At 65.5% G+C, this 23,595-nt stretch carries 18 protein-coding genes; 7 read left to right on the top strand and 11 right to left on the bottom strand.

The features are described from left to right. Positions 1-12 precede the first annotated feature (12 nt). On the bottom strand, positions 13-447 hold the full coding sequence (locus tag DSM43276_RS09705; RefSeq protein ID WP_078329077.1) for a pyridoxamine 5'-phosphate oxidase family protein: 435 nt from the start codon (positions 445-447) through the stop codon (positions 13-15). 78 nt (positions 448-525) lie between these two features. Here DSM43276_RS09705 and DSM43276_RS09700 point away from each other — a divergent pair, with 78 nt between their 5' ends. After that, positions 526-1,413 (top strand): SCO6745 family protein, encoded by an 888-nt coding sequence (locus DSM43276_RS09700; protein WP_078329078.1) that lies wholly within the window; start codon positions 526-528, stop codon positions 1,411-1,413. On the opposite strand, the gene DSM43276_RS09695 is transcribed toward DSM43276_RS09700, so the two are convergent. From DSM43276_RS09695 to DSM43276_RS09675, 5 genes are all read right to left on the bottom strand, one after another. After that, a complete protein-coding gene (locus DSM43276_RS09695; RefSeq protein WP_078326304.1) occupies positions 1,410-2,507 on the bottom strand; it encodes an LLM class flavin-dependent oxidoreductase in 1,098 nt (365 codons plus the stop codon). The genes DSM43276_RS09700 and DSM43276_RS09695 overlap by 4 nt on opposite strands. Before the next feature lie 37 nt (positions 2,508-2,544). Next, the gene (locus tag DSM43276_RS09690; RefSeq protein ID WP_078329079.1) at positions 2,545-3,570 is read right to left on the bottom strand and encodes an ABC transporter substrate-binding protein; all 1,026 of its coding nucleotides are present in this window, start codon (positions 3,568-3,570) and stop codon (positions 2,545-2,547) included. Further along, positions 3,551-4,300 carry an ABC transporter ATP-binding protein gene (locus tag DSM43276_RS09685; protein ID WP_078329080.1) on the bottom strand — a complete coding sequence of 250 codons (750 nt, stop codon included), beginning with the start codon at positions 4,298-4,300 and terminating at the stop codon, positions 3,551-3,553. Before DSM43276_RS09685 ends, DSM43276_RS09690 begins: the two co-directional genes overlap by 20 nt. Positions 4,301-4,310: 10 nt before the next feature. Then, the gene (locus DSM43276_RS09680; RefSeq protein WP_078329093.1) at positions 4,311-5,144 is read right to left on the bottom strand and encodes an ABC transporter permease; all 834 of its coding nucleotides are present in this window, start codon (positions 5,142-5,144) and stop codon (positions 4,311-4,313) included. Positions 5,145-5,291: 147 nt separating this feature from the next. Continuing rightward, positions 5,292-5,621, bottom strand: a complete 330-nt coding sequence (locus DSM43276_RS09675; protein WP_078326307.1) for a hypothetical protein — start codon at positions 5,619-5,621, stop codon at positions 5,292-5,294. 275 nt (positions 5,622-5,896) lie between these two features. Here DSM43276_RS09675 and DSM43276_RS09670 point away from each other — a divergent pair, with 275 nt between their 5' ends. Next, positions 5,897-6,262: a hypothetical protein gene (locus tag DSM43276_RS09670; protein WP_078292113.1), complete on the top strand. Its 366-nt coding sequence runs from the start codon at positions 5,897-5,899 to the stop codon at positions 6,260-6,262. Positions 6,263-6,282: 20 nt separating this feature from the next. Here DSM43276_RS09670 and DSM43276_RS09665 read toward each other — a convergent pair whose 3' ends face one another. Both DSM43276_RS09665 and DSM43276_RS09660 read right to left on the bottom strand, forming a co-directional pair. Next, positions 6,283-7,002 carry a thioesterase II family protein gene (locus DSM43276_RS09665; protein ID WP_078329081.1) on the bottom strand — a complete coding sequence of 240 codons (720 nt, stop codon included), beginning with the start codon at positions 7,000-7,002 and terminating at the stop codon, positions 6,283-6,285. A gap of 75 nt (positions 7,003-7,077) precedes the next feature. After that, a complete protein-coding gene (locus DSM43276_RS09660) occupies positions 7,078-13,479 on the bottom strand; it encodes a type I polyketide synthase (RefSeq protein ID WP_078329082.1) in 6,402 nt (2,133 codons plus the stop codon). 225 nt (positions 13,480-13,704) lie between these two features. On the opposite strand from DSM43276_RS09660, the gene DSM43276_RS09655 reads away from it, so the two are divergent. The 5 genes from DSM43276_RS09655 (at position 13,705) to DSM43276_RS09635 (ending at position 19,401) form a co-directional block, all read left to right on the top strand. Next, positions 13,705-14,103: an MmpS family transport accessory protein gene (locus DSM43276_RS09655; protein WP_078329083.1), complete on the top strand. Its 399-nt coding sequence runs from the start codon at positions 13,705-13,707 to the stop codon at positions 14,101-14,103. Next, positions 14,100-17,135 carry an MMPL/RND family transporter gene (locus DSM43276_RS09650; RefSeq protein ID WP_078329084.1) on the top strand — a complete coding sequence of 1,012 codons (3,036 nt, stop codon included), beginning with the start codon at positions 14,100-14,102 and terminating at the stop codon, positions 17,133-17,135. Before DSM43276_RS09655 ends, DSM43276_RS09650 begins: the two co-directional genes overlap by 4 nt. Positions 17,136-17,180: 45 nt before the next feature. Continuing rightward, positions 17,181-18,077 carry a class I SAM-dependent methyltransferase gene (locus tag DSM43276_RS09645; RefSeq protein WP_078329085.1) on the top strand — a complete coding sequence of 299 codons (897 nt, stop codon included), beginning with the start codon at positions 17,181-17,183 and terminating at the stop codon, positions 18,075-18,077. Positions 18,078-18,279: 202 nt separating this feature from the next. Then, the gene (locus tag DSM43276_RS09640) at positions 18,280-18,615 is read left to right on the top strand and encodes an RNA polymerase-binding protein RbpA (protein ID WP_043079148.1); all 336 of its coding nucleotides are present in this window, start codon (positions 18,280-18,282) and stop codon (positions 18,613-18,615) included. 24 nt (positions 18,616-18,639) lie between these two features. After that, positions 18,640-19,401: an SDR family NAD(P)-dependent oxidoreductase gene (locus DSM43276_RS09635; RefSeq protein WP_078329086.1), complete on the top strand. Its 762-nt coding sequence runs from the start codon at positions 18,640-18,642 to the stop codon at positions 19,399-19,401. Between the two features lie 12 nt (positions 19,402-19,413). Here DSM43276_RS09635 and DSM43276_RS09630 read toward each other — a convergent pair whose 3' ends face one another. Genes DSM43276_RS09630 through DSM43276_RS09620 form a run of 3 tightly spaced genes read right to left on the bottom strand, consistent with a single transcriptional unit; the run spans position 19,414 to position 23,514 of the window. Next, positions 19,414-20,175 (bottom strand): polyprenol monophosphomannose synthase, encoded by a 762-nt coding sequence (locus DSM43276_RS09630; protein WP_078329087.1) that lies wholly within the window; start codon positions 20,173-20,175, stop codon positions 19,414-19,416. Positions 20,176-20,180: 5 nt separating this feature from the next. Beyond that, on the bottom strand, positions 20,181-21,986 hold the full coding sequence (lnt, locus tag DSM43276_RS09625; protein ID WP_078329088.1) for an apolipoprotein N-acyltransferase: 1,806 nt from the start codon (positions 21,984-21,986) through the stop codon (positions 20,181-20,183). Further along, complete coding sequence (locus tag DSM43276_RS09620; protein WP_078329094.1) at positions 21,979-23,514, bottom strand: amidohydrolase; 1,536 nt, start codon at positions 23,512-23,514, stop codon at positions 21,979-21,981. The genes lnt and DSM43276_RS09620 overlap by 8 nt, the downstream gene beginning before the upstream one ends. Positions 23,515-23,595: the final 81 nt, after the last annotated feature.

Here is a 23,595-nt window from a genome sequence, read left to right as displayed (position 1 = left end):
CAACCGGGAACGCTAACCCCAGTTCTCCGGGCCGCCGAGGTCCGCCGAGAGCCAGTGCTCCGGGGAGACATAAACGGCGATCTGCTCGCCGTACCCTTCCGAATATTTGAGATACCCGTCGAGCAGCTCTTCCGGGATGTACCGGGCGGCCACCTGCCGATGCTGGTCGTGCTCGAGAGGTACGACCTTGGTCACCGGTCCCTCTACGCTCACGTACCGCACCGTCGGCTGCTCACGGTCGACCATGAGCGTCAGCCGACCCGCGGCCTCGATCAGCTGGTGCTTGCGCGATCCCTTGCCCGTCGGAATCCAGAGGTCACCGCCCGGGGTGTAGAAGTACCAGATCGGCACGGTCAGCGGAGCGCGGTCCACCCCGGCACTCACCGAGATTGCCGCCACGTGGGGCTCGGCCAGAAATGCCTGTCGTTCTTCCAAACTCAATCCCATGAGTCCACCCTACGAGCCCGCACCGACAACCGCACCGGACTCGACAATCCGCGCGGGGCCCCGTGGTTGACTGGATCGATGGCACGTCCACACGTCCTCGCCCGGCGTCTCTTCGAACGTTTCGAGCCGGTACACGGCATTACCTACTTCGCCCCCGAAGCGCGCGCCGCCGCCGACGAGCTCGGCTACCGCGGATTCTGGCGCGGATACTTCGCTACCCGATCCGCGCCCCTGGGCAGGGTCGCACCCAGAGTCGTCGAAGCCGTCTTCTACAACTTCGCCTCATTCCGGGTCGCCAGGTCACTCGATGGCGCCTGGGAAACCGTCGGCCCCGAGCAGGCACTGGCCGCGCGGCAGAGCGGCGCCGTCGCGGCGTTGCGGCGCTACGGCCTCACCGATGACCAAAACCTGCGTACCGCAGCAGAATTACTCGGCCGAGTGGCCCGCAATGCCTCGCCGGCCGGGCGCCCCTTGTACGCGGCGCTCACCGCCGTTCCGTGGCCCGATGAACCCGTCGCGGCGCTGTGGCATGCCGCCACCCTGCTCCGCGAGCAGCGCGGCGACGCCCATGTCGCCGCACTGGTCGCCGCGGGCATTGACGGCCGTGAATCGAACGTGTTTCAGGTCGCGGCGGGACGGGCCACCAAGGACGGCATCATGCGCAGCCGCGACTATGACGACGGCGAGTGGGCGACCATCGAACAGAACCTGACTCGGCGCGGCCTGCTCGGCGACGGCGGTGCGCTGACGCCAGAAGGCCGCGCATTAAAGAACGATATCGAGAGCCGAACCGACCGGGTGTCACTGCCGGTACTCGACGCCCTGACCGACGCCGAGGTGGAGGGCCTCTTTCATGCGCTCACCCCGATCACGCGGCAGGTCATCGCGGGTGGCGATCTGCCGTCGTCAACACCCATGGGGTTGCAGCGCAACGATCTCGACAACGACAGCGCGGGCCTGCGCTAGGCGGCCAGTGCTCCCCGCTTCTTGAGCAGCGGAAGCACACCCTCGGCGAACCAGTACGCCTCTTCCAGGTGCGGGTATCCGGACAGGATGAACTCGTCGAACCCGAGCTCGTGGTATTCGGAAATCAGGTTGGCGACCTCTTCATGGCTGCCCACCAATGCCGTACCCGCACCGCCACGCACCAACCCGACGCCCGCCCACAGGTTCGGATAGATCTCCAGTTTGTCCAGGCGACCGCCGTGCAGCGCCGTCATGCGCCGCTGCCCCTCGGATTCGGATGTGGAATGCAGCGCAGTCGCCGCGGCGATCTGATCAGGAGTCAGCTCCCCCACCAGCGAGTTCGCGACGGCCCACGCCGCCTCGGACGTGTCGCGGCTAATCGTGTGCAGGCGGATACCGAATCGCAGGTTGCGCCCACGCTCCTTGGCCAACGCGCGCACCGTCTCGATCTTCGCGGCTGCGGCCGCCGGCGGCTCACCCCAGGTCAGGTACACGTCGACGTGCTCTGCGGCGATAGGCAGTGCCGCGGGAGACGATCCGCCGAAATACAACTGCGGCAACGGTGTTGGCGGCTCCGATACTCGCGCATCGGTCACCGTGTAGTGCTTTCCCGAATAGTCGACGGGTTCGCCCTTCCAGATATCCCGAACAATCTGCAGAAACTCGCCGGTGCGCTCATAGCGCTCGTCGTGGGTGAGCCAATCACCGAAGCGGCGCTGCTCGGTATCGTCACCGCCGCTGACGACGTTCAGCAGCAGCCGCCCATCCGAGAACCGCTGAAATGTAGCCGCCTGCTGCGCGGCCAGTGTCGGCGGCACCAATCCCGGCCGGAAGGCCACGAGGAACTTCAGGCGTTCGGTCTGCTCCAGCAGCGCCGAAGCCGTGAGCCATGCGTCCTCACACCACGTGCCGGTGGGAGTCAGCACACCCTCGAAGCCCAATCGGTCCGCGGCGCGGGCTATCTCGCCGAGATAACGCAGGCTCGGCTCGCGGTACCCCACCGGGATGGTGTGATGCGATGACGCATGCGAGGCGCCCACGATGGAACGGCTGTCACCATTGGTGGGCAGGAACCAGAAGAACTTGGCGGCCACGGGAATTGCTCTCCTTGTGTGGGATGGGATGTGCGGTCTATTGAGACTTGGCGAAGTACTGCGTGAGGACGTCGTTGAAGCGGTTGTCGACGAAATCGGAGAACGTGGGCTTGCCCTGAATCTGGCCCGACTGCGCGAACAGGTCGGCCAGCTTCTGCTCCGAGCCCGTCACCTCTCCGTCGAGCGGTATCGGTTGCCGCAGGCTGCGCGACTGCGCCAACTCTGCTGCCGCAGGGTCGATTCCGATTGCAGCGGCATACTTTGCGTACCACTCCTGTGGATGGGCCTGGGCCCATGCGCTGGCACGCGCGACGCGCTGCACCAGGTCGGACAGTGCGGTATTGCGTTGAGCATCACGCAGCGCCACCTGCGATGCGACACCGAATCCGTACCCGTTCGCGACGCCGGTCGCGGTCACCAGGGTGCGAACCTTCAGCTGTTTGTCGGCCAGCGCCGTGTAGGGATCCCAGATCGCCCACGCGTCGGCCTGTCCCTGACTCAGTGCGGTGAACGCATCGGCCGGCTGCAGAAACACCGGCTGGATGTCCTTGATGGTGAGATTGGCCTTCTGCAGCTGAAGCAGCAGATGACCGTTCGCCGAACTCCCCTTACCGACAGCCACCTTCTTACCCCGCAGATCCGCCACGGAATGGATTGGTGAGGTGTCGGCAACCAGGATCTGGTCACCGGAGGCGTCATTCGTATACCCGGACACCACTTTGATTCTCGCCTTGGACGCGGCGCCGAAAATCGGCGGTGTGTTGCCGGTGACGGCGAAGTCGATCTTGCCCGCGGTCAGCGCCTCAATCTGCGGGGGGCCAAAGGTGAAGGTGGAGAATTCGACCTTGTACGGTGCGTTGTCCAGTTCCCCCGCCGCCCGCAACAGCGACTCGGTGCCACCCTTCTGATCGCCCACGCGCAGCGTGAGATTCGACAGCTCGGACAGCGGGACGAGCTGCGGCACCGCAGAATCGCCCTTATCGTCGCGACCGGAGCTGCAGGCCGTCAACGACAGCAGGATCGCGGTCGCGCTGACGATTGACTTAAACACCAAGCTGCGCAAGGAGCTCTCCTCGGTAGTTCTCGGTTTCGGCGTCGTGCTTGCCGTGAGGTTTACGGGGATTGCCGATGCGCAACGTGTGCACCAGTCGACCCTCATCCAGCACCAGGATGGTGTCGGCCAGCGATATCGCCTCGTCCACATCGTGGGTAACCAGCAATACGCCGAACTGGTGCTCCCGCCACAGGTTCAACAAGAGTCGGTGCATCGAGAGCCGCGTGAGCGCGTCGAGTGCGCCGAAGGGCTCGTCGAGTAACAGCAGCCGCGGCTCCGCGACCAGCGCACGCGCCAGAGACACGCGTTGCGCCTGCCCGCCCGAGAGCGTCAGCGGCCAGGCTTGTGCTTTGTCCGCAAGCCTCACCTCATCAAGGGCCCGGTCGACGCGGGAAAGCGCTTCCGCCTTGGACAACTTGGTGCGGGTGAGTCCGTACAGCACGTTGTCGCGCACCGAGCGCCACGGGAACAGTCGCGGCTCCTGGAAGGCCACCGCAGGAGCGCCCAGCACCTCCCGTTCGCCCTCATAGTCGCCGGCCAACCCCGACAGCACCCTGAGCACCGTCGACTTGCCCGAGCCACTGCGGCCCACCAGCGCGACGATCTCGCCACTACCGACCCGCAGTGAGACGTCGTCGAGAACGCGGTTACGTCCGTACCATTTGGTGACCGACGTGAGCTCGGCCGCCGGTACAGCGGCTTGCCGCGACAATTCGGTTACCTCGAAAACCGCTGTCATGATGTGCCTTTCATGATCGGTACCGCAGCGCACGCCGTTCCAGCACGCGCACAATGGCGTCCGTGACAATGCCCAACAGTGCGTAGACCACGAGCCCGAAGATGATGACGTCGATACGCAGGAAATCGCGCGCATTATTGATAAGGAAACCCACCCCGGCATCGGCGTTGATCTGCTCGGCGACGATGAGCGTCAGCCACGACAGCGCCAGGGATTGACGCAGCCCGACAAGCACCTGCGGAGTCGCACTGGGGATGACGATGACCCGCAACCGCTGCCAAAACGAAAACCCAAGTACCTGTGCGGTTTCGAACAGTTTGGGGTCCACCTGCCGAATCGCCGAGGTGGTGTTGAGGTACAGCGGGAAGGCCGCGCCGAGGGCCACCATCAGCACCTTGGGAAGCTCGCCGATTCCGAACCACAGGATGAACAGCGGGATGAGCCCGAGGTGCGGCAGCGCCCGAATCATCTGCATGGTCGGGTCCACCACGGCATCGACAAGCCGCGACAACCCCACCGCCGCGCCCAGCACCACACCTACCAAGCCACCCAGCAGCAGTCCTTCGGCGGCACGGATTCCGGAGACGCGTAGCGCCTCGGCGAGCTGGCCGTTGCCGATCAACTCGATTCCGGCGTGCGCGATCGTCGACGGCGCCGGCAGAATGTCCGGATCGATCAGCCCCCAGGCACTTCCCGCTTGCCAGACAAGCAGCACCACGAACGGCGAAAGAAATCGGATGATCTCCCAGCGCCGGTCGAGGATCCACTCCCGCCGGGGCGGGGTGGATATCGGGGCATCTGTGTCAGTCGCCGCGGCGGCCACCAACGTATTGCGGGTGGTCATGAAAAGCTCGGGAATCCTCACGGGTCGGCGGCTAGCATCGACAAGGTATCGACAGGTGTTGACAAACTATGGGCGCGTTTGGATTCCGTGAAGAGTTAATATCGCGCTGATTCGACGGGTATCCCTCACCTGAGCGAACGGCAGAAGCTAGCGCCAGCCGTCGGCGGCCTTGGTGGCACGCAGCAGTTCCTCGCACAACTGGCGCAGCTCGTCGTGGGTCGCGCCCTCCTCGACGGCAGTCGCGACATCCTCGGCCGCGCACCGCGCCTGGTACACCCGATCGGCCAGGTCCGTCGCTTCGTCAGCGGTCAGCACGACGGCATCTGCGGGCACCGAAGTGCCCTTGACCGCCGCGCGCTGTTCATACGCGCGCTGGCGGCAGGATTGGCGACAGTATTGGCGCCGGCGGCCCAGCTCTGCGTCATCGACTTCGCGCCCGCACCACTTGCAGGGCTGAGCATGTTTGCGACGTGCCACGTCTCAGCAGCGTAGCGGTGACCCGGTTCGCGCCGCTGCGCGGTGAGCTCTCCGCCGCGTGGGCGCGGCCTGGATCAGCGAACCGATCGGCCGCCGCCGCGGCCGAGATATCGACACCGTTCAGACGGGCAATACGGCTGGTAGCGCACGCGCGATAGACCTCGTTTCGGATGGTGATACGCCAACGAGCGCAATTACCACAATTACCGAGAAAACGCGCAACAGTGCGCTAATCTTGCGGAATCACAGCGGCATCCAACGTCGGAGGTTGTGCGATGAACAAGATCATCATGGTCGGGCAGGCCGTGTTAGCAGCAGGCGTCATCGCCGCCCCGATCGCTCTGCTGAGCGCGGGCCCGGCGTCGGCGCAGCCGACTCCCGCCCCCACGGATGTGTGCTTTAACGGACCGTATCCCTCACCCCCGCCTCCGTGGGGACCAGGAAACGTCGAAGGCTGTGTCAACCCCGACAGCTGGTTCGACGCGTGGGGTTGGCGGTACTCAGGCCGAAACTGGCAGGGCGAAGGCGGGCGACTGCCGGCCCCGGCCCCGAACTGGAAGTACGTGGGTCCGGGTTGCGAATACTCAAGCAATCCGAACTGGCAGTACACCGGCCCGGACTGCCAGCGCGAAACCCCGTAGTACCGCGTCGGCCTCGGCGGCTAATAGGAGTACGAGCCGCCGAGGGCCAGCTCTGCCTCGTGCGTCAAGATTGTCGCCAAGGCCTGCGGATTCGACCAATAGAAGTAGTGCCCGCCTGTCACGAGGATGCTCGTGAACTCCCCCTTTGTGTATGGGGCCCATCGGCGTGGCGGCGCAAACTTCGGGATCACCTCATCGTCCTTTGCGCTCACCTCGGTGATCGGCGTCTGGATCCGGCGCCGTGAAATCGATTGCAGGCCAAGACTGAAATCGATTACCGCATGCAGCCGCGCCTGCTCCAGCAGCGACTCATCCGCTATCTTCTTCGGCGGCCACGCCCCGCGCTGCTCGTCATTGGTAAGCCGCCAGAGCGCGTGTTGTTTCGGGTTATGGCCCCGCGTCTTGGCGTAGAGAGCATCCATTCGCCACAAAGACGGATGCCCGCTCACCACCGGGACGAACCGGCCCACCGCGAAGTCCCGCGACTCCAACGCCTGACACACCGTGTAACCGAATAGCCCGCCGAAACTCTTTCCCGCGAGGACCGGTCGACGGCAGCCGAGCCCGATGATCGCCGACGCGCAGTCCGCCGACAGCGCGCGCAGACTCTCCGGCGATGGCTCGGTCGATCGGGTGCTGCGCCCCGGCATCCGCCACACCCCGAAGTTCACCCCCGCCAGATGCGGAACCAGGTGCTGCTCACCGGCGTGATTGGCCCCGGCGCCCGGAAAGAACAGCACGGTGGGCAGGGACGGTTGATAAGCCCTGGGCCACCACCAACATTCACGCGGAGTCGCAACGGTCACACGGATCCCCTATATCGCGTCGTGCTCGGGATCGCCGACCCCTTGCGCAATGAGTAGTGCGACGCGGGCACCGACAGCCTCGAGGGTGAGGTCGGGGGTGAACTGGAACGCACTGATCTGGATGTTCAACTGCTTGCCGGCACGGGCGGCGAACTCCACCGCCATGAGGGAGTCGATCCCCAGGTCGGCGATCGGCCCGGTGGGGTCGATGCTGTCCACGTCAACCTTGAGCACGTTGGCGAGCTCCTTGGCCAGTTCCTTGGTGACCATCGGGCCGCGTTCTTCCTCCGGCAGGGCCAACACCGCCGCACGGAAGGCAGCCTGTTCGTTCGACACCGCGGCGGCCTCTGCGGACAGATGCGCGAAGCGCGTGCTCTTGGCCGTCGAGGGCAGCGGCGTGCGCAAGACCCCCCAGTCGACGCCCGCGATGGCGACATGCGGAAGCGTGAATCGGGAGCACTCGTGCATGAGCGCCGCTCCGAGATCCATGTTGAGGCGGCGCAGCCCGACCGAATCAAGAAACTTCACGATGGCCTCTACCTCGGCCATGCCACCGCCACTCATCGCACCCCAGCTCACCGACAGGGCGGGCAGCCCGGCCGCGTGCCGCGCCTGAGCGAGGCCGTCCAGTGTGCTGTTCGCCGCCGCGTAGGTCAGCTGCGGAACAATGCCGATGAGGCCACTGATCGAGGAGTACAGCACGAAGTGGTCAAGTGGCACATCGTGCTCGCGGGTGGCCTTGTCAAGGTTCAGCGCACCCTCGACCTTGGGCCCGAACACCTTGTACAACGACTCCGCACTGATGTCCGCGAGTACCTCGTCATGGGCCACCGCCGCGGCATGGAAGACGCCGCGCAGCGGATGGCCCGAGGCCTCCACCTTCGCGACCAGATCCGCGACCTGGTCGTAGTCGCTGATGTCGATCCGTTCTTCCCACACGTCGACATCGGCAGCCCTGAGCGCCTCGATCTGCGCCCGCGCAACCTCCGTCGTGGCGCCGCTGCGACCCGCGAGGATCAGATGGGTCGCCCCGGACCTGGCCAACGAGCGTGCGGTGGCCAACCCGAAGCCGCCGAATCCACCGCTGATGAGGTAGGAGCAGCCGGGACGCACCGGCGCCGGATCTGGCTTGCGCGGCAGCAGCTTGGGTGTCTGATCGCGCAAATCCAGCACGATCCGTCCCATGTGCGCTGCCCGGAACACCGCCTCGAACGCCCCGACGACCTGGTCGATCGGGAACCGCGTGAACGGGAGCGGGGTGAGCTTGCCCGAGGTGAGCATCTCGGTGCACTCGCGCCGCAGCTCGCGAAATGTTTCCGGACGCAGCCGCAGCATGCGGTCCATGTCGATCGCGTGGAACGACAAGTTGCCACTGAACGGCTTGAGATCCATCGCTCCGCCGAAGTAGATGTCCGCCTTCCCGATTTCGATGATCCGGCAGAACTCCCCGGCGACCGCGAAGTTCTGGGCGATCATCTCGCCGGGCAGCGAGTTGTAGATGACATCTACTCCGCGCCCTTCGGTGATCCGCAGTATGTCGTCGACGAACCCGACCGACCGCGAATCGAAGGCCGCGGTAGCGCCGAGCTCCAGTGCCGCACGCCGGCGCTCCTCACTACCGGCGGTCGCATACACGACCGCGCCCATGTTGACCGCGATCTGCACCGCGCCCATGCCCATGCCGCCCGCCGCGCCGTGGATAAGGACCGTCTCGCCGGGCTGCAGATCGGCAAGCTTGTAGAAGGCATAGCCCGCCGTGAAGAACGGAACACCGGAACCCACCGCGAGCGGATCGAAGTCCTCACGCTGGAGATGCTCTTCTTCTATCCGCTCCCAGGCGGCGCCACCGTCGAGGTCGAAGGTCAGGTAGCGGCGCAGCAGTCCCCGCTCCGCGACCGCGATGCTCTCGCCGACCCGGAGCTCGTTGACCGCGGAGCCAACGCGCGTGACAACGCCGAAGCCCTCCATGCCGGGCTCCAGCTTGAAGTAGGTCTCACCGAGCTCACGCTCTGTCAGGATTCCGAGGACCTTCAGCGGGTCCTTGTAATTGAGTCCCAGGGTCTCGACGCGGACCTCCACTTGCCGGGGTCCCGGCTCGACGCGATCACACGCACGAAGCGCAATGTCCTTGAGCGTCCGCGTATCCGGGATCTGTACCTCATAGGCCACGTCCGGGTCCGTGGGCTCGAACGTCTCTTCCCACGGCGCGACGAGTTCGGACAGCGACCGACGCATCCGCTGGGTCCACCGCACACCCGCGCGTACCGCGACTTCCTCCGCTCGATTCATCGCGTTGATCTCTGCGGCCGCCTCGTCCGCGGTGACCGAATCGGACAAGTCCACCAGAGACCATTTGGCGGGATGCTGCTCGTTCGCCAACACCCGGCGTGCCCCCACGAGCGCGGCCTGGTCCAGGACGAGGTCGCGATCGCCCGGTGCGAGGAAGGCGTGCGTGCTCACGACGACGACCTGCACGTCCGGGTTCACGACACCGCGCTCGGTCTCGGCCTCCAGAACCGTCCGCAATGCCTGCGCGACCATGACGAGCTGATGGAGGTTCTCTACCGAGGATTTCCCGGAGCCGACGGTCACCAACACACGCAAGAACGTGTCGGCGTGCAACGCTTCGCCGAATGTCTCGGCGAGATCTGCCAGCTGAGCTTCGGCGCGCAGGATCGCTACACCGGCGCCTGCCGCGCGGCGGGCACCTTCGGAGACAGCGGCGGCCACATCCCCGATCTCGACGATCGCGTTCGCCGTGTGAACAGTGGTAACAGGCGCCGGGGCGCGTTGTCCCTCTTGCCCTTCCGGCTCCTCGTCGAACGGCTCCCAACGAGGCTCGTAGAAGTACTGGTCAAGTTCGGATAGCGGGTCCGATGCCGACCCCACGGGTCGCAGCGTCACTCCGATCATGGCCAGCGCGACATCGCCGTCCGGCGAAGCGAGATAGGCGTTCGCGCGCAGCGGCTGCGTGCTCGTGATCTCGACGACCGCGATCGGGTCCTCGGGCAGCTCGTGGTACAGGCGCACCCGGTCCACCGAGGCCGGGATATGCGCCGTCGGAGGTATGTCCAGCTCCGGACGCGCCGCCAAGAGGACCGCGATGCACTGCAGGGCCGCGTCGGCGAGTGCGGGGTGGACGGCGTGCTTGGGTGTGGTCCCCGGCTCGGGTACCGCTTCCGGACTCGCCAGCTGCGCGACGCAGCCCGCCGAGCCGATACGCACATTCTGGATGCGCTGAAACGCGGGACCGTAGGACAGTCCGACCGCGGCCAAACCCTTGTAGACGTCTTCGCCCTCGAAGACCCTGTCGTGCTCGGACTGCGGGACATCAATCCGCAACGACCCCAGATTCGCCTCAACCAGTCTGCCGTTGGCATGTGCCGTCCACAGCTGGGTCTGCGCGGAACGGCCATTGACGGTGAACCGTTTGGTGGGCTCGTCCACGGTCAGACGGGTGATCGGCGCGTCGTGTTCGGCGACGACCAGCGGCACCGCGAAGACCACCGAGTCCAGTCCGGCCTGCCCACGGCCAGAGCGTTGACGCACGGCGGACAGCGCGGCGTCGAGATACGCGGTTCCTGGCAGCACGACCGAACCGAGGACCGTGTGGTCGGGCAACCAGGGCAGGTTCGCGGGAGCCAGGGTCACCTCCCATTGCGGTGTCAGCGCTTCTGCCCTATCGCCGAGAAGAGCAAAGCGATCGGCGTCTCCGTAGCGCGCGCGCAGCGTGAGGGGGTCTTCCTCCCACAATTCCTCTTGCGACCACGGGTACTTCGGTAGATCCATATGCGGGATCGAGCCGTTCGTGTAGAGATCGGCCTCACCGGGAGTATCGATCGCACCCACCGCGTACAAGTCGGTGACGGCCTGCAGCACTGATTGCTCGTCATCCTGCTCACGGTGCAGTGTCGGGACGGCGGCGCCCGAAACACTATGGCGCACAAAGCTTTCACGAATGTTCCCGAGGAGCACCGGGTGCGGCCCAAGCTCCAGGAACACCCGGTACCGGTCATCGATGAGCGTGTCGATGGCCTTCGCGAACAGCACGCTTTCGCGCACGTTCTTGCACCAATAGTCCGGGTCGGCGAATGCCTCACCATCGGCCTTTTCGCCGGTGACCGTCGAATACAGCGGCACGTCCGCCCGACGGGGGGCAAGTCCGGCCAGCGCCGCCGCGAGCTCACCAAGGATGGGGTCCATGAGCTGACTGTGATACGGAACCTCCACATGCAGCATCCGGGCAAAGACGCCATCGTCGGCGAGCTCATCGTGCAGTACCCGCAGGGCTTTCGAATCACCGGACAGCGTGGTTGCCGCGGCGCTGTTGATCGCCGCGACACACACCGCCGATCCGAAGCGCGCGATCCGGCGCTGGGCCTCCCCCGCATCCAGACCCACGGCGAGCATGCCGCCGGACCCCGCCGTCTTGGCCTGCAGGCGGGAACGGTGATACGAGACGGTGGCGGCGTCCCGTAGGGACAGTGCGCCGCTCACATACGCCGCGGCGACCTCCCCGACACTGTGTCCCACCACCGCCGTGGGCCGGATCCCGAACTGTTGGAGGTGCTTCGCAAGTGCCGCCTGCACAAGGAAGTTCGCCGGCTGCGCGATCTCCGTACGACTGACACGGGAGTTCCCCTCGGTTCGCAGCAACTCGGCGATCACCGACCAACCCGACACCTCCCGGAACACCGCATCGATCTCGGCGGCCGCATCGCGGAAGGCGCCAGGGCGCTCCAACAGGCCGCGCGCCATCCCCCACCACTGCGGACCCATGCCGCTGAAGACGAACACGGGATCGGAGATCCCCTCGACCAGCGCACGCGCGGGCGCCGCCTCGTCACTCTGGGCATACGAATTTAGCTGTGCGAGAAGGTCATCCGCGCCGCTGTAGAGGAAACCCTTCCGGAGGTAATGCTGCGCCCGGCGCCCGGTGACCGCGGTCTTCAGGCGTTGTGCGGTCTCGTCGGAGACTGTGCCTTCTGTGCCCGCTGCACCCCCCTCGGACTTGAGGAGTTCGGCGTACCGGCCGGCGACCTCGTGGAGCGCGGCACCACTGCGGGCGGAGACCGGGAAGATCCGGATGCTGTCCCTGACCGGCGCCACGGCGACCGGCGCCGGCGGCTCCTCCACAAGGACGTGTGCGTTGGTCCCGCCATAGCCAAAGCTGTTCACCGCGGCGTACGCCGGGGCACCCAGATCGGGGTAGGCCTGAACCTCGGTCGGAATCCGAATCCCGAGCTCGTCGAAGGGGATTGCGGGGTTGAGCTTGTCGAGGACGACCTGCGGCAAAACGGTCCTGCGCTGCACGGTGAGCGCGGCCTTGATCAGACCCGCGACGCCCGCGGCGGCCTCGGTGTGCCCGAAGTTGTTCTTCACCGATCCGATCAGCAGAGGCTGCGTGCGGCCGGCCGCCTGACCGTACGAATGGCCCAACGCCTCCGCCTCCAGCGGGTCGCCGACACTCGTGCCCGTGCCATGGGCCTCGATGTATCCGACGAGGGCGGGGTCGACGCCCGCCTCCTCGAGCACCTGCTCGGCAAGCCGCTGCTGCGACACCGGATTCGGCACGGGCAACGCTATCGTCCTGCCGTCCTGATTGACCCCGCTGCCCCGGATCACCGCGTAGATGCGGTCGCCGTCGCGCTGCGCCTGTTCGAGGTTTTTGAGCACGACAACACCGACGCCCTCACCACGACCGTAGCCATCGGCGGCCGCATCGAATGACTTGCAACGGCCGTCCGCGGCGAGAAACCTGCCCTTACACATCGTGATGAAGGTTTCCGGCTGGAACATGGCGTTCACGCCACCCGCGAGCGCCACATCGCACTCACCACCCGCGACCGCCCGCACCGCGAGGTGCGTTGTCACCAGGGAGGAAGAGCACGCCGTGTCCACGGTCATGCTGGGCCCCCACAGGTCCAGCGCATGGGCGATGCGGTTCGACAGCAAAGTCTGGGACGCGCTGAACGCGGCGAAGTTGTTGATCTTTTCGAGGTTGCGGGCGAGCGCCCGGCTGACCATGTTGTCGTTCATAAAGCCGCCAATGAACGTTCCCACTTTGCCGCCCAAAGCTTTTCCGGCGATGCCCGCGTCGTCGAGTGCCTCCCAGGAGGTTTCGAGAAGGAGCCGCTGCTGTGGGTCCAGGACGGCGGCCTCGCGATGCGAGATCCCGAAGAAGTCCGCGTCGAACCGCCGGAATCCTTGGGTGAGGAAGCTGCCTCGCCGGGTGTACATCCGGCCCGGGGTGTCGGGATCGGGGTCGTAGTACTTGTCCGCGTCCCACCGATCCTTCGGGATGTCGGCCACGGCGTCGCCTCTGCGCAATACGAACTCCCAGAAGGAATCCGCGTCTTCAATGCCCCCGGGGAACCTGCATCCAATGCCAATAATGGCCACCGCGACCAATGCTCTGCCCTCTCCTAGTTATTGGACCGTCCGGAAACAATGGAACTTTTGCCGAAACAGCGGGACGCTCTTAACTCATCTGCAATCATCGTCATCATCGAAGAAGCTTTGCCTGCCGTGTCATCCTGTGGAATTCGCACTGTACGCGCCTGATTGGCAACACGAAGGGTGTTTCACAATGGATTTGCCGCTTCCTCCAAAGGTCGCTTGATGAGAAGCGCCTGGGTGTATCTTGTTGTGCTGGCGGTCCTTACGGTCGCGGCCGTGTTCATTCTGAAGTTGCGGTCGAGCGAGATCCCCGATGAGGCGGTGGGAACCGTGAGCCGCCTCCCCGTACTCGGCAGCCTCTCCGAGCGGACCATCCAGTACGAAGCCATCGGGCCCGCCGGGACGGTGGCGACGGTGTCCTATCTTGATGACAACGGCCACAACCAGAATGTCGGCGCGGTCCTGCCATGGCAGGAGGCGCTGCGCACCGTCGAGCCCTCCCTTGTGACCAGCATGGTCGTGCAATCCAATGCCGCTGGGGTCGGATGCCGGATCACTGTCAACGGACAGGTCCGCGACGAACAAGTCGCGACGGCCACCGGCGGTATCGCCAGTTGCAAGGTGCAAGTCGCATGACCGGGAACGAGGCCGAAGCGGATACCGGCCCGATACCCGCTCCCGGCACACCTGCGGCGTCTGCCGCAGCTGATGGGTTCGCCGCCCGATCGCGCGCATTCGGTCGCCGAGTGCGCGGGGAATTCTCTGTGCCGTTCCGTCGTGAGACCTACGCGGGCACCGAGCAGCACCGACCCCTGTACGCCCGACTGCTGTATGGACTCTCCATACCCATTGTTGTCCTATGGGTATTACTCGCGTGCGGGCTCAACGCCGCAGGCCCTCAGTTGGAGAAGGTGATTGAGGGACACGCCCTGTCCTTCTTGCCCGATCAGGCCTCATCGGTACAGGCGCTGTCGAACATGGGCAAGTATTTTGGCAACGGCGGTACGAACAACTTCGTCGCGGTGCTCGCCGAGGGCGACCAACCGTTCGGCGCGGAGATGCACCAGTACTACGCCAACCTGATGGAGAAGTTCAAGGCGGACAAGAAACACGTCATCACGACGATCGACCTATGGTCCGACCCATCGTTTGCTCCGGCGTTCGAAAGCCAGGATCGGAAGGCTTCCTTCAGCTACCTCAACCTGGGTGGCAACATGGGCACCGCGCTGGCCATGGAGTCCACTCAGGCCGTGCGCGACATCGTCAAGGCGTATCCGCCCCCGTCGGGAGTCAAGATCTACGTGACCGGTCCGTCCGCGGTCGTGAACGACGAGCTGCTCGCCATCAACCGATCGATCCTGCCGATCATCTTCGCGTGCGCCATCTGCATCACCATCATCATGTCGTTGACCTACCGCTCGCTATTCACGGCCGCGATGCCACTGCTCGTGGTGGCCGTCGCTTTGGTCACGGCCCGGCCGATCGTCGCTCTTCTCGGCCAGCACGAGATCATCGGCATTTCCATTTTCGCGTCAAGCTTGCTGGCCGGAATCGTCCTTGGCGCGGGGACCGATTACGGCATCTTCCTGCTCGGCAGATATCAAGAGGCACGACGAGCCGGCCAGGATCCGACCACGGCGTACTACACCGCACTGTCGAGCGTGCAGCGCATCATCTTCGCCTCGGGGCTGACCGTGGCGGGCGCGACCGCATGCATGACGCTCACCAGACTCGCCGCCTTCTCTACCTCCGGTCTGCCATGCACCATCGGCATCCTCACCGCTCTTGCCGCGGCGTTGACCCTCGGCCCCGCACTGCTGGCGATCGGATGCAGGCTCGGACTGTACGAACCGCGCGGAGAGCGCGCCGTCCGGCGCTGGCGGCGCATCGCCACCCACGTGGTGCGCTGGCCGGGTCCGGTGCTCGCCGGCAGCCTCGCCGTGCTGGCACTCGCGATTCTTGTGCTGCCGACCTATGTCATCAGTTACAACGAGCGTGCGGCCCAACCGGCCAACACCGAGGCGAACCTGGGTCTGGATGCCGCGGATCGGCACTTGCCGCCCAATATGCTGAACCCGAATCTCCTGTTCGTCGAGTCCGATCACGACATGCGCAACTCCGCCGACCTGATCGCACTCGCGAAGCTGACAAACGCCGTGTACTCGGTGGACGGCGTCCAAGCGGTGCAAGGCATCACCCGCCCACTTATCACTCCTCTTCCCCAAGGCACCCTGACCTATCAGGGCGGGTACATCGGCGAACGGATGTCGCAGATAGCCGAGATGGTGAGCACGCAGCTCAACGGCATCGCCAGAATCACCGGTCAGATCGATCAGCTGTCCGTAGGGGTCAAGGTGGTCCTCAAAGACCTTGAGGTGACCCAGCGCGCGGTCGAGCTGCCCGGCGGCACCGGCGCGGCCACCCGGCAACGTCTCATCGAGCTGTTGAAGATGGCGAAGGGCATCCATAACCAAATGCAGCCGCTCGTTGCGGACGGCATCGACGCGGCAGGCCAGCTCGTCGACATGGTTCCCGACTGCAAGCAGCTTCTCCCGTGCAACACCGCGCTCACCGGTCTCGCTGTTCTCGACGGACTCAACCAGACGGGAGGACGCAAGTTCGAGGACATTGTGGACGCCTCCCGCGTCGCCTCGGAATCATTGCCCAACTTGGTGGCCCAGGTGCGGATGCTCGACCGTTTTCTCGCCGACTCGCAACGCACGCTGACACCGATCCGCGGCATGGCGGACTCGCTGCTCGTACAGATGAACGAGGTCACCCAATTCCTGCGAGAGATCGCAGACACGTATATGAAGGGAGACCCGAGCGGGTACTTCTTCCTTCCGAGCCAGGCCTTCGAATCCCCGTTGTTCCAATCCGCGCTCTCTGTCTTCTTCTCTCCCGACGGCAAGATCACCCGGATGCTCGTGATGGGCGATGTGAATTCGTTCAGCCGCGAGAGCATGGACTACAGCGCAAAGATCGTCCCCGCGGCCAAGGCCGCGCTCAAGGGCACGTCACTCGGCGGGAGCACGGTGAGCATCGGCGGAGCCGGGGGCACGCTGCTCAACATCGCCGCCTTCGCCAAGGAGGACTTCCTCACCAGTGCGGTCGCGGCATTCGCCTTCGTGTTCTGCGTCGTGCTGCTGTTGTTGCGCAGCTTCGTCGCCGCGGTCGCCGTCGTCGGCACCGTGGGACTGTCCTTTCTTTCCGCGTGGGGGCTCAGTGTCGCCATTTGGCAGTACGGCATCGGTCTGCCCCTGCACTGGGCTGTCGCACCGTGTTCCTTCATCTTCCTTGTCGCGGTCGGCGCCGATTACAACCTGCTGCTCGTCGCCCGGTTCAAGGAAGAGCTCCGCGCCGGAATCAAAACCGGGATCATCCGCGCCATGGTGGGGACCGGCAGTGTGGTCACCACCGCGGGACTGATCTTCGGTTTCACGATGTTCGCGTTGATCGCGGGCTATTCCAGCACGCTCGCGCAGATCGGCACGACCGTTGGTGTCGGACTCTTACTCGACACGCTCATCGTCCGCTCGCTCGTCATCCCCTCCATCGCGACCCTCCTGGGCCGGTGGTTCTGGTGGCCAATGCGCGTGCCGTGCCGCGCGCTGCGGGAGTCGGACCCGGCATTGGTCGGCTCGACGTCCGGCGGACACCGGGCCTAGACGTGGATGTAGGGAATATGTTGGCCACCAGATGCGGAGACCGGTGTGAGTAGTCGTCGTCTTGATCGTCGGGCGAGTTTTACGGCGCAATCCTGCGCGGCCCAACGCGCGGCGGAAACGTTGCAGCCGCCACGGCGGCGCCTGCTCGACGATCCGTACTCGCGGCATTTCATCCGCAGTCCCCTGCTACGGGCCTGTTTGATTCATCCTTTGGTGGCGCGCGGCTTTATCGGAGCGCTGAAATCCGTGTTCGGCGCCGCGGGTCACTTCTTCCTGGTCTTACGGGTGCGCTACACCGATGACGTCCTCGATGCCGCCATCAAGGATGGCGTCGATCAGGTTGTACTGCTGGGTGCCGGATTCGACACCACCACGTTGCGCCGGGCGGCACACGGCTCCGTCAGGATCTTCGAGGTCGACGCGCCTACCACGCAAGCGGACAAACGTGCCGTCATGGAACGGCTCCGATCACCCGAAGACAACAATCAGATCGTGTGGGTGCCCTGCGATTTCGAACACGATGTATTACGCGAAAGACTCCTCGCCAACGGGTTTGATCCCACCCGGCCGAGCCTGTTCATCTGGCTCGGCGTGACCGCCTACCTCACCCAGGACGCGCTCGACGCGACACTTGCCGACCTCGCGACGGTATGCGCGCCAGGGAGCCTGCTGGTTTTCGACTACCTCGATACCAGTGTCGTCACCGGAGGAGACAGCACGTCGGTACGCGCCAGGCTATGGACCGAGGCGGCCGCTCGGTTTGGCGAGCCGTACCTGACGGGACTCACCGCGGATGATGCCGACGCACTGCTGGCCGCGCACGGGTTCCAGTGCCGCAAGCACCTGACCACACGCGAACTGCTGCAGCGGTACGCACCGACCTATGCCAGCCGATCGCCCGCCGACGGCCGGGCAGCTATCACCACGGCACAGCGCGGCTGACTCGGGTAATCGTGATACCCCGCCACGCGTCGCAGACGCACAGCGGTGAGCGTCACAACGGCGTTCACCAGCTATAATGGGGGCCACAACCTGCGCGAACAGGGAACTAACGGCGCGGGTACGGCGTTGAGATAGACAGCCACCAGCAATTCGAGCGCGGGATCCGATCCGCAGAGACCCGCAGTGAAGAGGAGAAGTACACATGGCAGATCGTGTTCTACGGGGCAGCCGACTCGGCGCCGTCAGCTACGAAACCGATCGTGACCACGACCTGGCGCCCCGCCGTATGGCTCGCTACCGCACCGATAACGGTGAGGAGTTCGACGTTCCCTTCGCCCACGATGCCGAGATCCCGGCCAACTGGGCATGCCGCAATGGTTTGGAAGGCACCCTCCTCGACGGCGATGTGCCCGAGCCCAAGAAGGTGAAGCCCCCGCGTACGCACTGGGACATGCTCCTGGAGCGCCGCAGCGTTGAGGAGCTCGACGAGCTACTCAAGGAGCGTCTGGAACTGATCAAGGGCCGTCGCAGGGGCTAGGGCGCGGCAGCGTAACTCGCCCTGATGAGTGCCTCCGGCAGGTCTGTCGCGGGTTCGGCCGTTCTGATCACCGGTGCCGCCAGCGGCATGGGGAAGGCCACTGCCCGGGTTTTCGCCGAGGATGGCGCCTTTGTCGCGGTGACCGATCTTCGGTTGGAGGACGCACAAGCAGTCGCCGCTGAGATCGGTGATTCGGCAGCCCCCTGGGCGCTGGACGTCACCGATGATGGGCAGATCACCGAGGTGGTCGCGGCCGTCGCCGAACGATTCGGCCGACTGGACATTGTGGTGAACAACGCCGGTTTTGCCGCGTTCAGGTCGCTCGATGACCCGGACTACGGCGACACCTGGGCTCGCTCCCTTGCCGTCCATCTGACCGCACCCCAACGGATTGTCCGTGCGGCGCTTCCGTTCCTGCGTAACTCCCCTGCCCCGCGCGTGGTCAACATCGCCTCCACGGAGGCTCTCGGTGCCACCCCGTATGACAGTCCATATGTCGCGGCCAAGTCCGGCCTGGCCGGTCTGACCAGGAGTTTGGCTGTCGACCTGGGACGAGACGGGATCACGGTGAACTGCATCTGTCCGGGGCCCATCGACACCGCGATGACGGCGGCGATCTCCGCCGAGGACAAGGACACTTATGCCCGTCGGCGCACCGCGCTGCGTCGCTATGGTCGCGCCGAAGAAGTCGCGCACATGACATTGAGCGTGTGCCTACCGGCGGCGTCCTATCTCACCGGCACCGTCATCCCCGTCGACGGCGGCCTGATGGCCCGCAATGCGTGAGGGCTGACTACCTCAGCGATTGATGCCGCGCGCCCGATCCAGGCGGTTTCTGATACCCCATTTGGTCACCTTGACCAGGGCTTCGTTGATGATCGACCCACTCATCTTGGATTCGCCGATCGCGCGTTCGGTGAAGGTGATCGGCACCTCGGCAACCTCGAAACCGTGCGCGATGGTGCGCAGGGTGAGGTCGATCTGGAAGCAATAGCCGTGTGATTCGACGGCTGCCAAATCCAGCTTTTCGAGCACCTCACGCCGGTACGCGCGGTATCCCGCGGTGATGTCGTGCGGCTTGACGCCCAGTACCAACCGGGCATAGACGTTCGCGCTACGGGACAGCACCAACCGCCGCCACGGCCAGTTGACGACGGTGCCCCCTGGAACGTAGCGAGAACCGATCGCCAGGTCGGCTCCGGCGTCCACGGCATCGAGCAGCCGAGACAGCTGTTCGGGGGCGTGACTACCGTCGGCGTCCATCTCCACCAGTACCGAGTACTGACGTGCCAGGCCCCAACCGAAGCCGGCAATGTAGGCGGCGCCCAGGCCACCCTTTTCCTTGCGATGCATGACGTGCACGCGATCCGGATCGGCAAGCGCGGCCTCATCGGCGAGTTCGCCGGTGCCGTCGGGGCTGCCGTCATCGACGATCAGCACATGGACATCGGGTTGCGCCTTGTGCAGCCGACCAAGGATCAGCGGGAGATTCTCCCGCTCGTTGTACGTCGGAATGATCACCAGGGTCCGGGCGCTCGGACGTTCGGTCACGGGATCCACTCCGGTCAGGTCTCCTTAATCGGTGAGGACGGCTCTACCTCACGTTCCGGCCTCTTCAGCCCTCCATTGTGCAGTATCGCCAGGCCAGCCGAGGCCAGGACGGCAAGTCCCGCGATCACAGCAAGAGCCCATTCGATCCAGGGACCCCATTGGGTGGCGGGTGTCAGGTCGTCGTGCAGTCGCACTTGCATGTCGATGTACGCCGGTTCGAAAAACTTGGTGCGGCCCGCATCGACGCCGTCGGGAGAGATAAATGCGCTGATCCCGGTGGTGCCGACGACGATGACCTCCCGGTCGTGTTCGACGGCCCGAACCTTGGAAATGGCCAGCTGCTGTTCACTCATCGCAGTACCGAACAGGGCGTTGTTGCTCGGCACCGCGAGAATTTCGGCACCGTTGAGAGTGGACAGCCGCGCCGCCCTGTCGAACAGGACCTCCCAGCACGTCGTCACACCGATCTTCACTCCACCGGCGGTGACGACACCGTTGCCATCCCCCGGGACGAAGTATCCGGCGCGGTCTGCGTACTCCGAGAAGTTCGCGAAGAAACTCCGCCACGGCAGGTACTCACCGAACGGTTGCACGATCTGCTTGTCATGACGTTCACCCGGGCCGCTGTTGGGATCCCACACGATGATCGAATTGATCGATTTGGGCTGTTCGGGGGTGGAATCTGGGTGCCGCAGCACGCCGCCGACCAGGATGGGTACGCCGATGGCCTGTGCTGCTTCGGTGATGGCCTCGGCCGCGTCGGCGTTGCGGATCGGATCGATATCCGAGGAGTTCTCCGGCCACACGACGAACTGCGGTGCCGGAGCCTTACCCGCCTTCACGTCCTGGGCCAACAGGAGAGTTTCCTTCACGTGGTAGTCGAGTACAGCGCGCCGTTGGGCGTTGAAATCGAGCCCCAAACGCGGAACGTTCCCCTGCACTGCGGCGACGGTGACGGTCCGCCCATCCGTGGCACCGTGGCTGGCGTGCCGAACCTGCTGCCAGCTCACCGCCATGGCGAACAGCACAAGACACACGCAGGCCCCGGGCAGTAGCACCGAGGGCACCGGCCGGGCACCATCCGGGCCTAGGGACGGGCTGCGCCACCAGCGATACATCTCGATGCCGAGTGCGGTCACCGCGAAGGCACCCAGGGCCACCGTGAAGGACACCAACGGCGCTCCCCCATATCGCGCCAGGCTCAGTACGGGACCGTCGCCTTGTCCGAAAGCGATACGCCCCCAAGGGAACCCGCCAAACGGAACGCTTGCCTTACCCCATTCGGCAGCCGACCACGCGGCGGCGAACCACAGCGGCCAACCCGGCAGGTTCCGCACGGCGACCGCCACCACACCGAACAGGGCCATCCAGGTCGCGCAGAGCAAGGACAGTGCCAGCCATGGGACGGCGCCCACCAGCTGACCCGTCCAGGGCAGCAGCGGGATGTAAAACGCGAGACCGAACAGCAGCCCATACCCGAGCCCACCGCGCAGCCTGGTCTTCGGAGACCAGAGCACCCATCCCAGAATCGACAGGGCCGGGAACGCGGCCCACCAGAAACCCCAAGGCGGGAAGCTCGCACACAATGCGAGGCCTCCGATCAACGCCGCGCCCTGGCGGCTCGCCGCGCGCAGCCAGGCCTGAACGAACGCGATACCGCGAGCGCGCAGGGCCCCCGCGAAGGCCGCACCGCGTGACGGGCCTGTCTCGCCCGGAGCCTGCAGCTCCTCGTCTATCGGAACGTTGGCCTGCGCATGGCGACCCGTCACGTCCTCATCAACAATCTCGTCGACGGATTCGTCGACAGTTTCGTCAGCCATGGATGACCTTGCCGCGGTGCACGGTCCGTAGACATGTGGGGAGCACAGCCGCGGCGTCCGATAAGTCCGGCAGGGCCGGGACCCGTGAGCGCGGGTCCGTGGACCACCGCTGCACTCCCGGTTGGCTGGTGTTGATGGTCAAGTCCCCCGTCTCCCAGATCGCATAGCTGGCGAGAGCTCCCGGGGTCAACGTGCCGGTCACACCGTCATGAACTCCCTGTGCGCGCCAGCCGCCCCGGGTCGCGGCGCCGAACGCCGCGCGCACCGAAACCGAACTGCTCGCGGTGCGGTGATGGACAGCCGCCCGCACCGCCACCCACGGATCCATGGGCGCGACAGGGGCATCAGAACCGAACGCGAGAGGCACGCCTTGGGATGCTAACAGCGCCAGCGGGTTTAGCTGAGTACCTCGGCGTGGGCCGAGTCGTTCCGCATACATGCCCTCTGGGCCACCCCAGAGGGCGTCAAAGGCCGGTTGCACGCTGGCGATCACCCCGAGACGACCGAGTTGCCCGGCCTGTGCCGCCGAGACCATTTCGAGGTGCTCCAGGCGATGTCCGCACCGCGCCACGGCCGGCACGCCATATCTGTCCGCGACACGGTCGAGTGCGTCGATCACCTGAGTGACGGCGGCGTCGCCGATCACGTGGAATCCCGCGGCGATACCGGCCTGAGTGCACGAGTCCAGATGCGTCTCAACCGTTTCGGCATCCAGATGCATCGTGCCGCAGGTGTGCGGCGCATCGTGATACGGCTCCTGCAGCCAGGCGGTGTGCGATCCCAGCGCGCCGTCGACGAAGAGGTCACCGGCCAGGCCGGCAGCCCCCGTTGAGGCGACGAGCTCGCGCGCATGATCGGGGTCGCGCGCGGGCTCACCCCAGTACCCGGTGACCTGCACGCCATGCTCGGTGGCCAACAGCTCGCGGAAATCATCCAGCCCACTGATCTCGGGCCCGCCGCATTCGTGCACCGACACCAGGCCGAGCGATGCCGCGCTGTCGAGCGCCGCGCGCCGTGCCCTCGCCCGCCCCTTGACGGAGAGCGCACCGCGCGCGTGTGCCCGCAACAGATGGTGAGCCGCCCCGGCCAGCGGACGCTCGGGGTGAAATCCCGTGGCATCGCAGAGCCCCGGCACCTGCCGGCGCAGCGCGGTCGACGCCGCGGCCGAGTGCACATCGATACGGGTGAGGTAGACGGCCCGGCCCGGTGCCGTCGCGTCCAGTTCTGTGGTGCTCAACGGCTCCCGATCCGACCATCGCGATTCGTCCCAGCCGTGTCCCCAGATCACCTCATCGGCGTGCTCACCGGCGTACGCGGCCAGTCGGGCCAGGCATTGTTCGCGCGAGGTCATGTCGGACAAGTCGAGTCCGATGATGGAGAGCCCGAGTGCGGTGAGGTGGACATGGGCGTCGACGAACGCGGGTGCGACGAAGGCACCCTGCAGGTCGACGATGTCGGCGCCGGGGAACTCCGCGCGACCAAGGTCGTCCTCGCCGATCCAGCTGATGACATCACCGGTCACGGCCATGGCGGTCGCCGCCGGATGCGACGGGCTATGCACGCGCGCGTTGACGAGCAGTTGAGTCTGCACTCGGTAATTCTGCCGGGT

It is taken from the genome of Mycobacteroides salmoniphilum, from assembly GCF_004924335.1.
Taxonomy (GTDB): Bacteria; Actinomycetota; Actinomycetes; order Mycobacteriales; family Mycobacteriaceae; genus Mycobacterium; species Mycobacterium salmoniphilum.
This window is presented reverse-complemented; position numbering and strand designations above follow the sequence as displayed.

Excerpts from the sequence above, each read along its gene's own strand:
- DSM43276_RS09700 (WP_078329078.1), top strand. The coding sequence starts at position 526 with ATGGCACGTCCACACGTCCTCGCCCGGCGTCTCTTCGAACGTTTCGAG.
- DSM43276_RS09635 (WP_078329086.1), top strand. The coding sequence starts at position 18,640 with ATGAGTGCCTCCGGCAGGTCTGTCGCGGGTTCGGCCGTTCTGATCACC.
- DSM43276_RS09650 (WP_078329084.1), top strand. The coding sequence starts at position 14,100 with ATGACCGGGAACGAGGCCGAAGCGGATACCGGCCCGATACCCGCTCCC.
- DSM43276_RS09670 (WP_078292113.1), top strand. The coding sequence starts at position 5,897 with ATGAACAAGATCATCATGGTCGGGCAGGCCGTGTTAGCAGCAGGCGTC.
- lnt (WP_078329088.1), bottom strand. The coding sequence starts at position 21,986 with ATGGCTGACGAAACTGTCGACGAATCCGTCGACGAGATTGTTGATGAG.
- DSM43276_RS09620 (WP_078329094.1), bottom strand. The coding sequence starts at position 23,514 with ATGGCCGTGACCGGTGATGTCATCAGCTGGATCGGCGAGGACGACCTT.
- DSM43276_RS09685 (WP_078329080.1), bottom strand. The coding sequence starts at position 4,300 with ATGACAGCGGTTTTCGAGGTAACCGAATTGTCGCGGCAAGCCGCTGTA.
- DSM43276_RS09705 (WP_078329077.1), bottom strand. The coding sequence starts at position 447 with ATGGGATTGAGTTTGGAAGAACGACAGGCATTTCTGGCCGAGCCCCAC.
- DSM43276_RS09640 (WP_043079148.1), top strand. The coding sequence starts at position 18,280 with ATGGCAGATCGTGTTCTACGGGGCAGCCGACTCGGCGCCGTCAGCTAC.
- DSM43276_RS09680 (WP_078329093.1), bottom strand. The coding sequence starts at position 5,144 with ATGACCACCCGCAATACGTTGGTGGCCGCCGCGGCGACTGACACAGAT.